General features: G+C 53.5%; 6 protein-coding genes. 3 read left to right on the plus strand and 3 right to left on the minus strand.

Translation table 11 applies throughout. The features are described 5' to 3' along the window. The first annotated feature begins 71 nt into the window (after positions 1-71). Positions 72-5534: a WIAG-tail domain gene (locus tag O9139_RS31635; RefSeq protein WP_270885733.1), complete on the plus strand. Its 5463-nt coding sequence runs from the start codon at positions 72-74 to the stop codon at positions 5532-5534. Positions 5535-5705: 171 nt separating this feature from the next. Further along, the gene (locus O9139_RS31640) at positions 5706-6734 is read left to right on the plus strand and encodes a mannose-1-phosphate guanylyltransferase (protein WP_270885734.1); all 1029 of its coding nucleotides are present in this window, start codon (positions 5706-5708) and stop codon (positions 6732-6734) included. 10 nt (positions 6735-6744) lie between these two features. On the opposite strand, the gene O9139_RS31645 is transcribed toward O9139_RS31640, so the two are convergent. The 3 genes from O9139_RS31645 to O9139_RS31655 form a co-directional block, all read right to left on the minus strand. Beyond that, positions 6745-7683, minus strand: a complete 939-nt coding sequence (locus tag O9139_RS31645; RefSeq protein ID WP_270885735.1) for a GDP-L-fucose synthase family protein — start codon at positions 7681-7683, stop codon at positions 6745-6747. Next, on the minus strand, positions 7676-8716 hold the full coding sequence (gene gmd / locus O9139_RS31650; protein WP_270885736.1) for a GDP-mannose 4,6-dehydratase: 1041 nt from the start codon (positions 8714-8716) through the stop codon (positions 7676-7678). The genes O9139_RS31645 and gmd overlap by 8 nt, the downstream gene beginning before the upstream one ends. A 61-nt stretch (positions 8717-8777) precedes the next feature. Beyond that, positions 8778-9290 carry an O-fucosyltransferase family protein gene (locus tag O9139_RS31655; protein WP_270885737.1) on the minus strand — a complete coding sequence of 171 codons (513 nt, stop codon included), beginning with the start codon at positions 9288-9290 and terminating at the stop codon, positions 8778-8780. 224 nt (positions 9291-9514) lie between these two features. Here O9139_RS31655 and O9139_RS31660 point away from each other — a divergent pair, with 224 nt between their 5' ends. After that, complete coding sequence (locus O9139_RS31660) at positions 9515-10690, plus strand: glycosyltransferase family 4 protein (protein WP_270885738.1); 1176 nt, start codon at positions 9515-9517, stop codon at positions 10688-10690. The last annotated feature ends 26 nt before the right edge of the window (positions 10691-10716 follow it).

Raw genomic sequence — 10716 nt, forward strand, 5'->3', positions numbered from 1 at the left:
GAATGTACATCTCCCTTCAACTGTGAATATGTTACAAATGACCAGATTTCTAAAGAAATGGAGAGGAGTCTATGAGCAAACGGAACAACAATCGGGGCACGCCTCGAAAGTCGCAAGTGCACCGAGTGAACGCGAGTACGAACGAGCTAGACTGGTTGGATGAAAGCGATACGCCAGCTCCGGCCAAGCGTGCCGAAGAAGAGCCCGCGAAGCCAGCGACGGTGAAAGCCGCTCCTGTAAAAGCCGCGATTCCTACCAATACGACCAATGTGTCGAAGGTGTTTAGCAAGCCCAAAAAAACGGACTCGGCAGAAGCGGAGAAGCCTGAAAATGCGAAGCCTGCTGCATCCAGCCGGCCAACGACACCTGCACCGCCGCTGATTCTTCTGAGCGACCGAAAGGCAGGCTCCAATACGACGGCTGTCGTCTATACGGACGATATCGTCGAGGAGGCGATCACATCTGAGAAGATCGCGAACCGGGCCGTGGACGAAAGCAAAATTAAGCCGCAAAGCATTGGCACGAAAGTAATCAAAGATTTTGCGATTGACCATACCAAACTGGCAGCCGCCAGCGTAACCAGGGATAAGGTGGCCCCTGGGGCGATTCATGATGAGCATTTGGCCCATCAGAGCATTTCAGGCGATAAGCTCCATGAACACTCCATCTCCGGGACCAAACTGATGGACAATAGCATTACGGCGAGCAAGTTGGCTGATCAAGTCATTGATTCGATTAAGCTTGCAACTGGATCGATTCTTCCCCATCATTTATCCGAAATGGTTATCTCCACAGAGCTCATCGACGACCAAGCCGTGACCGCGGAAAAAATCCACAGCGGCGCCATTCAAGCCAAACATTTGTCCAACTATATCATTGATACAGCGAAAATTACGGACGCCACAATTACAACCGATAAGCTGCGGGATCAGGCGGTCACCCATGACAAGATTGCCGATAATAGCATCAGTTCGGTCCATCTTCAAGAGGAAAGCATTTTGAACCAGCATTTGGCGCCAGGCAGCGTGCAAAGCCATACGATCGCTCCTTGCCAGATCAACGGCATCCATATCATCGAAAATGCGATTGAATCGCTCCACCTCCAGAGCGAATCCATAACAACGGATAAGCTGATCACGCAGTCGATTACGGAAGAGAAACTGGCGAACCAGGCTGTGACAGGCCGCAAGCTGGCCAAGAACGCTGTCTCTTCCTCCCATATCGCGGAATCAGCGATTCAATCTGCGCATATCGCCAAAGGGGCGATTACTGGGGAGAATGTAGGAGCCGGTCAAATTGGGACGGAGCATTTGCGCAAGAATGTCATCAATACCCATTTATTGGAAGACGAAGCAGTGACCGCAGAGAAGCTGGGAACGTCCAGCATCGGTTCGGACCATATTCAAGAAGAAGCGATTCAAAGCAGCCATTTGGCAGATAAAGCGGTCATTGCTTCGAAGATCGCTCCAGCGTCGGTGACGTCTGCGCAGTTGGCTGATGGAAGTATTGAGACGGCGAAGCTTCAGGATGAAAGCGTCACGACCGAGAAACTTGCTCCCGGTGCTGTCGGCAGTGCGCATCTGCAGAGCGACTCCATCCATACGGAGCATTTGGCGCAGCGCATTGTAGGCGAGGAGCAAATCAAAGGGGCGGCGATTCAGCGCGAGCATATCGCTGACGAAGAGATCATTACAAGACACCTGCAGGATCAAGCCGTAACGACAAGCAAGATTGCGGAAGAAGCGGTGACTAGCAGCAAGATTGCGCCTTCCACGATCGAGTCCCGGCATTTGCAGGAGGGCATTATCGACGGTTCACACATTCAGCAAGGGGCTATTACTTCTGGGCACCTCGGCTTGAATGCGATCAGTCTGGAGATTTTTGCCGATCGTACCTTGGAGGGCGCTAAGCTCGTTGAACAAGCGATAACCGCTGAATTATTGGCAGACGGCGCGGTGACAGCCTCCAAGATCGCTTCGGGCTCGATCGAAGCGCAGCATTTGCAAGCAGACGCTGTGCATACAGCGAATCTCGCCGAAGCAGCGGTAACGGCATCCAAAATCGCCGATGAAGCGATTACGGAAGGAAAGCTGGCTGATCTGAGCGTAACTGCCAGCAAACTGGCCGATAGGGCTGTGGACAGCGAACATATTGTCGATGGAGCGATTACTGCCGCCAAGCTGGCCAACGAAAGCATTCACGGCAGCAAACTCGTCATCGGAGCGATCCACGCCCGCCATTTTGCAGACGGCTCTGTCGTAGCAGCAAAATTGGCTCCTAGCAGTGTGGACAGCAGCAAGCTGGTGAACGGCGCTGTGAATAGCGAACATCTCGCTAATGAAGCGGTGAATGGCGCGAAGTTGGCGAACGGCAGCGTAAGCCGCAAGAAGCTGGCTGACAGCGCCGTGCATCGCGAGCATCTGGCCGATGGCGCAGTCGGAGGCGCACAATTAGCCGCAGGCAGCGTGGATGCCAGCAAGTTGGCTGAAGCGGCTGTGGAGAGCGAGCATCTGGCAGATGGCGCGGTAAGCCGTGCAAAGCTGGCGGATGGCAGCGTAGACGCGAGCAAGCTGGCTGAAGCGGCTGTAGAGAGCGGGCATCTGGCAGACGGAGCAGTAAGCCGTTCGAAGCTGGCGGATGGCAGCGTGGATGCGAGCAAGCTGATCAGCGGCAGCGTTGGTTTTGATCATCTTGCCGATGGAGCGGTCAGCGGCGAGAAGATCGCTGCAGGCAGTGTGGACGGCAGCAAATTAGCAAGCGGAGCTGTGGAGAGCGAGCACATCAGTGATGAGGCCGTGCATGCGGCGAAGCTGGCGCCAAGCAGCGTGGATGGCAGCAAGTTGGCCAGCGATGCGGTGTTCAGCGAGCATATCACCGACGGCGCTGTGACTGGCAGCAAGCTGGCTGCAGGCAGCGTGGACGCGAGCAAGCTGGCGAGCGGTGCGGTCGGCGGCGAGCACTTGGCGGACGGCAGTGTCGACAGCGGCAAACTGGCGTATGAAGCGATCCATACGGAGCATTTGGCCAGCGGCATTATTACGGAGGCGAAGCTTGCAGACGGCAGCGTCAGTGCCAGCAAGCTGGCGAGCGGAGCGGTTGAAGCCGAGCATCTGGCTGAAGGCGCGGTGAGCGGAAGCAAGATAGCTGCAGGCAGCGTTGATGCGAGTAAGCTGACAATGAACTCTGTATTTGGCAAGCATCTGGCCGATGGCGCGGTTGGGGCCAGCAAATTGGCAACCGGCAGCGTAGACGGCAGCAAGCTGGCCTGGGGCGTGGTGAGCGGCGAACACCTGGTCGATGGCGGCGTGAGCGGGGAGAAATTAGCGGATGGCAGCGTAGATGGCAGTAAACTGGCAAGAGGCGCCGTGCAAAGCGAACATCTGGCAGATGGTGCGATCAGTAACAATAAGCTGGCGATGGGCAGCATTGATTATACAAAGCTGGCGTTTGGCTCCGTGCATGGCGATCATTTGAAGGGCGGCAGTGTAGACGGCAGCAAGCTGGCCTGGGGCGCGGTGAGCGGCGATCATTTGGCCGACGGTGCGGTGACTGGAGAGAAGCTGGCCGCTGGAACGGTGAAAGCGAGCCATTTGGCAAGCGGCTCGGTGGAAGGCGAGCACCTGGCCGATAGTTCGGTGAGTGCGGCCAAACTGGCTGCAGGCAGTGTGGAAGCGAGCAAGCTGGCTAGCAACTCGGTGTTTAGCAAGCATCTGGCGGACGGCGCTGTGGGCGCATCCAAGCTGGCGGCGGGCAGCGTGGACGGCAGCAAGCTGGCGTTCGGCGCAGTGAGCGGCGAGCATCTGGCAGACGGCGGCGTCAGCGGAGCGAAGCTGGCCGATGGCAGCGTAGATGGCAGCAAGCTGGCGTTGGGCACGGTGAGCGGCGAGCATCTGGCGGATGGCACGATCAGCATCAGCAAGCTTGGGGCCGGCAGTATTACCGGCAATATGCTGGCTGCCGGTCAAATCGGCGGGGAGCATCTGCTCGACGGTTCCGTTAGCAGGAGCAAGCTGGCGTTCGGTGCGGTCAGTCGCGAGCATTTGGCCGACGATGCTGTCAGCCGGGCGAAGCTGGCCGCAGAGAGCGTTGACGCCAGCAAGCTGACGCGCGGCGCTGTGCATGGCGAGCACCTGGCAGACGGAGCGGTCACCAGCGCTAAGCTGGCCGTAGGCAGTATCGATGCCAGCAAGCTGGCCAGCGGCTCTGTGTATGCCGAGCATCTGGAAGACGGCGTGGTGAACGGCTCGAAGCTGGCGTGGGGTGCGGTAAGCGCTGAACACCTGGCGGACGGCGCGGTGAGCGGCAATAAGCTGGCGCCGGGCAGTGTGGATAGCGCGAAGCTGGTCAAAGGTGCTGTCAAAGGCGAGCACCTCGCGGATGGCACGATCAGCGGTACGAAGCTGATGGCTGGCAGTGTGGATGCGAGCAAGCTGACGTACAACTCGGTGTACGGCGATCATCTCGCAGCAGGGGCTGTGGGCGCAGCGAAGCTGGCGTCAGGCAGTGTGGACGGCAGCAAGCTGGCGTGGGGCTCGGTGAGTGGCGATCATCTGACGGACGGTGCGGTGAGCGGCGCCAAGTTGGCTGGCGGCAGTGTAGACGGTAGTAAGCTGACCTCCGGTGCAGTGAGCGGGGAGCATCTGGCGGACGGCGCGATCGGTGAAGCGCAATTGGCTGACGGAGCGGTGACGCTGGCGAAGCTGGCGATTCCTGAGCTTCCAAGCGACATGCTGCCGATTGGCGGGGTCACTAGCGGTCACCTGGCCGACGGCGCGGTCACGGGCACCAAGCTGGCTTCCGGTTCGGTAGGCCGGCAGCATCTGACAGACGGCGCTGTAACAGGAGCCAACTTGGCGGACGGCAGCGTCGATTACAGCAAGCTGGCCGCCGGCAGTGTGTACAGCGCGCATATTGTGGACGGCAGCATTGACCGTGCGAAGCTGGCGGAAGATGCCGTCGGCAGTGAGCATATTGCAGACGGAGCCGTAACGGGCAGCAAGCTGGCCGCCGGCAGTGTGTACAGCGCGCATATTGTGGACGGCAGCATTGACGGCGTGAAGCTTGCCTCTGGCGCGGTGAGTGGCGATCATCTGCTTGACGGAGCAGTGACCGGCAGCAAGCTGGCCATCGGCAGCATCGACGGCAGCAAACTGGCGATCGGCTCGGTATACGGCGAGCATCTCGCTGTAGGATCGCTAAGCGGCTCGAAGCTCAATGACGGCAGCGTTGATGAGAGCAAGCTAGCGTTCCGGGCGGTGCAGGTTCCTGCTTCGAAGTGGAGTACCATCCAACAGTTCGGGCTCGTTTCGTATGATTTCAAGCTACAGGATGAAAGCGTGGATGTGCAGGTTTATTTTGACGAAGCCTTTGCCGATTTGAACTATGTCCTAATTGCAACAACGAATCATACGGCCTGTTATGCAGTTATCAAACAAAAGTTTACGAACTATGCCGTGCTATCGGTAGTTCGTACGAGATTCTCGGCCGAAATTTATGGCATCATCAACTGGATCGCCATGGGAGCCAAAGCTTAAGTCATATGCCCTGGCAGGATCGGAGCACCCGCTGTGATCCTGCTTTTTTCGTTCGGTCCGAGGGACGAGTAACCAATTTTCATGCTGGCGGTTATTCGTCCATGTTTCAGTCAGGGGGGGAGCATAGAATGGAAAAGTAAGCTTTGGTGCTGCAAAGGAGATGAGTTTTTAATGAAAGTCGTCATTATGGCCGGGGGTAAAGGATTGCGATTCTGGCCAAGAAGCGTCGAAGCGATGCCGAAACAATTCCTGACGCTGACCTCGCATGAAAGCATGCTCCAGCAAACCTATGATAGATTTCGCAAGCATATGGACGTTTCGGACATTTATGTCGTTACAGGCTCATCCTACGTTTCCTTAGTTCACGAGCAGCTGCCATCGCTGCGTCCTGAGCGTTTGATTGTCGAGCCTGAGCAGAGGGATACAGGGCCGAGCCTGGGGTTAACGGCGCGTTTTTTCTTGCAGCAGCAGCTTGACGATGTGCTGGTCACGACCCCTTCGGATCAATATATTCCTGACGATCAAGCATTAATGGCGGCACTGCTGGAAGCGGAGCAAATCGCCGGCCAGGGCGAATCCATCGTCACCCTGGGGATCGTACCCACGCGTCCGGAAACGGGATACGGGTATATCCAAGCTGCCTCTGATCCGGCGTTGGGCCGAGCCAAGCGGGTCTTGAAATTTGTCGAGAAGCCGAGCGAGCAGCGGGCCAAGGAACTCATCATGGAAAAAGATATGTATTGGAACAGCGGAATCTTTATCTGGAAGCCTTCAACCATCGACAAAAATATGAAAAGATTTCAGCCTGATATGTGGAGCAAGCTCTGGTCCGTAGATGCGTCTTTCACTGAAGTCTACGCCGCTCTTCCCAAAATATCGATCGACTATGCGATTCTGGAAAGAGCGAAATCGGTCTATACGATCCCCGTTCATTTTATCTGGGACGATGTTGGTTCCTGGACTTCCCTGGAAAGAATCTACCCCAAGGATGAATATGGTAATCTTGCGCTTGGCAAGGTGTACGTGCTGGAGACAAGTAATTCCATTATTTATACGGATGTTCAAAAAGTAATTGCGATTGGCGTCGAAGACTTGATTATCGTTTCGACGAAGGACGGGTTGCTCGTATGCCGCAAAGCGGATGAGCAAAAAATTAAAATGGCCGTTAACTTGATGGAGTCGGATCCTCCTTCCAGCTAACGGCTTTTTTTTATGAGCGTGTTGTTTTAAACCAGTCATAGGTTTGTTTGATGCCATCATCAAGCGAAGTTGTGGCCTTCCAGCCCAGGCTATGCAGTTTGCTGACGTCCAGCAGCTTTCGTGGGGTGCCGTCAGGTTTGGAGCGATCAAACCGCAGTTCGCCTGCAAACCCCACAATCCCTTTCAGCTTTAGCGCTAACTCGTGAATCGACAAGTCTGTGCCCGTGCCGATATTGATCCAAGTGCCAATTTCACGGTGATCATAATGCTGAAGCAAGTAAATACAAGCGTCGGCCAGATCATCGACGAATAAAAACTCTCTTCTTGGCGTACCGCTTCCCCAAACCTCCACATACTCATCGCCTCTTAGCTTGGCTTCGTGGAACTTGCGCAGGAGAGCGGGGAGTACATGGGCATGTGTTGGATCGAAGCGGTCGAAGGGACCGTAGAGGTTGGTCGGCATGACGCAGAGAAAGTTGGTTCCGTACTGCTTGTTATAAGCCTCACACATCTTGATGCCGCTGATTTTGGCGATGGCATAAGGTTCGTTTGTCAGCTCTAGCGCTCCAGTCAGCAGATGCTGTTCTTTGATCGGTTGCGGAGCGTATTTAGGATAAATGCATGAGCTGCCTAAGAAGAGAAGTTTCTTCACCTGATACCGGTAAGAAGCCTCGATGACGTTCGATTGAATCATTAGATTCTGGTAAATATAATCGGCTGGCTGCAGCATATTGGAGAGAATGCCCCCGACCTTGGCGGCGGCGAGAACGACATAGTCCGGCTGCTCGGCAGCAAAAAAGTCCACGACGGTCTGCTTCTCCAGCAGGTTCAGCTGCTTACTGGACGGCGTGAGTAAATGCGTATAACCGAGCGCCTGCAGCTTCCTGACGATGGCTGACCCGGCCAAACCGTTGGCGCCGGCAACAAAGATGGTATCCTGTTTAAGCAAGAATGTTCCCCCATTCTTCCTGCATCATGAGATGCACCAACTGTTCAAAAGTGACGGTAGGCTTCCAGCCCAGTTTCGCTATAGCTTTGCTAGCATCTCCCTGCAGAAGGTCGACCTCCGTCGGCCGGAAGTAGCGGGGATGGATCTCAACCAAGACTTTGCCATTGCTTTGGTCGATTCCGGTTTCCTGCAAACCGCTGCCCTCCCAGCCAATGGAGATTCCTGCTTGAGCGAAGGCGAGCTCGACGAATTCTCTCACGGAATGGGTCTCTCCGGTAGCGATGACGTAATCCTCAGCTGTTTCTTGCTGCAGCATCAGCCACATGGCTTCTACGTAATCTTTAGCATATCCCCAATCCCGTTTGGCGTCCAAATTGCCGAGCAGAAGCTTCGGCTGCAGCCCCAGCTTGATGCGGACAACGGATTGGGTAATTTTTCTTGTCACAAAAGTCTCTCCCCGAAGCGGGGATTCATGATTAAAGAGAATGCCGTTGCAGGCAAACATCTGGTAGGCTTCCCGATAGTTGACCGTAATCCAATACGCATATAGCTTTGCTGCGGCATAAGGGCTTCGGGGATAGAAGGGAGTCCGCTCCGTCTGCGGCGTTTCATGCACTTGGCCGTATAGTTCGCTTGTGGATGCCTGGTAGAATTTAGTTTTCCTTTCCAGGCCGAGAATACGAATCGCTTCCAGCAGGCGCAGTGTGCCCAGCGCATCGGAGTTGGCGGTATATTCCGGCGTTTCAAAAGAAACCTTGACATGGCTTTGGGCTGCGAGATTATAGATTTCATCTGGCTGCACATGTTGAATAATGCGAATTAAATTGGTCGCATCGGTGAGATCGCCGTAATGCAGGAGCAGCGGATGGTCGAAAGGTTGAACCGGTTCTTCCAACAAATGATCGATGCGGCGCGTGTTGATAAGCGAAGTACGCCGTTTGATACCATGGACCTCGTAGCCCTTGGCCAGAAGCAGCTGAGCGAGATAAGCTCCGTCTTGTCCAGTGACTCCAGTGATGAGTGCTTTTTTCATGACTTCCCTCCGTTGTGATCTGCCTTAAGAATCGGCTTGCTATCCCATGGATCATAGGGGATCATTGTAACCATTTCAGATACCAGGATATCGGAGCGGTCCAAATGAAGCTGTGGTTTTTGAAACGCAGGAAGTCTCCTCTTCGGATATGAATGCCGAAAACGGTTTTACCGATTTTGCGGAGCTTGATAAGCCCCCAAACAACCCGGTAAATTTCCTTCTGTGGAGAATACGGTTTCCGAATATGTTTCCGATAAGGTCGATAGAAGCTGGTATGTGCAAAATGATGGTTTCCAGTTAGATCGACATTTATAAAAGGCGGAGTTCTGTGCTTCAATAATTCCTTCTTGGGCTTGAGAATGTCCTTCGATACGGTTTCGTCTATAATCACGGTTTGAAATCTATGAGAGATAGGCGCGTCTTTTCGGCCAAAGATAAACTGTCCAATCCAGGGGCTCGTCTCTATTTTTAGCTTGTAGGTAAACGCGTATTTAAATAGATGATTACCGAATCTGGAGCCTTTGCCTGAACGGCCAGGCCCAATATTTCTCATCGTAACTACTGATTTCGCCATTGCAGCCCTCCTTTATATGAATCATAGATCTATCTCTATTCTATGAACATGAGGATAAAACGCTATAATGGAAATGACTAATTGCAATCCCATTTTATGCCATGTATTCTATTTACCCCAAAAATAGAGGTCCGTCCATCTAAGCCCTGTCAAAGCTAGCTTCCCTTTCATATCCTACATAGAGACATGCTTCTTCGTTGAAGAAGTGAAAGGAGAAAGAGCATATGAAACTTGTGCTGATCTGCCCGGACTCTTTGCCCTGCCCTCCGATTCGTAGCGGAGCTATCGAACTGCTGATGGCCCGTAAAGCACCCTATTTGGCCAAGCTTGGATTTGACGTAACGGTCCTTTCGATTCAGGACCCCATGCTAGCAAATAAGGAGACGATTCATGGTGTCAGATATATTCGCTTCCCAAAGAAGAATTATCTGGAGAATGTCATCTCTTATGTACAGGCTGAGTCTTTTCCTGTCATTCAGGTGTATAACAAACCGGATTGGGTGCTGCCAATCAAGCAAGTGTGCTTCCATTCCCGGGTGGTGTTGTCGCTTCACAACCAGGTATTCGGATCTCATCTTGAACAAAGCGAGTTAGAGGAGATTGTGCAAGCTGTCGATCACATGGTGGCCGTCAGTCAGTTTCTAGCAGACTCGATTGCGAGGCGCTGTCCCTCCGCCAAAGCGAAAATAACAGTTTTATATACAGGAGATGAGCCGAGCATCTACACACCTCATTACACGCTGCAGGGGCAGCGGATTGCGCTGGAAATGAAAAAAAAGCTGGGTATTCCGGCAGATTACTTTGTGGCTCTGTTCGTGGGAAGGCTAGTCCCCAAGAAGGGCTGCCATCTTCTCATCACAGCGATGAAGAAAGTCTTGCAGCAGCAGCCCAGGACAGCACTAGTTATTGTAGGAAGCAAGTGGTTCGGCAATTTCAGCGAGAATGGGTACGTCAAAATGCTGAGAGAACAAGCGAAGCCCATTTCGGAGCATATCTATTTTACGAGCTTTTTGCCCGTTTATGAGCTGCCGGATTATTACACAATGAGCGATGTTTTGATCTGTGCGTCTCAATGGAAGGAGCCTTTGGCTAGAGTTCAGTATGAAGCGATGACAGCCGGTATTCCGATTATCACGACAGGGAGGGGCGGGAATACGGAAATCATCAAGCATGGCCAGAACGGAATTGTCATTAGCCAGTATGAACACCCGGATGCTTTTGCCGAGAGCATGCTTTACATGATTAAAAATAGAGGCAAAAGAGAGATGATGGGCATAACGAATAGAGGGTTAATTGAAAACTGCTTTAATTTTGAGCAATATGCGCTCCGCATTGCGGAAGTCTACAAACGCTTTGACTTATCCGAAGGAGATACACATAGCAAAGTCCCCGCTTCCTGATTGGAAGGCGGGGACTTTATTCGTGG

It is taken from the genome of Paenibacillus aestuarii, assembly GCF_027789125.1.
GTDB lineage: Bacteria > Bacillota > Bacilli > Paenibacillales > NBRC-103111 > Paenibacillus_E > Paenibacillus_E aestuarii.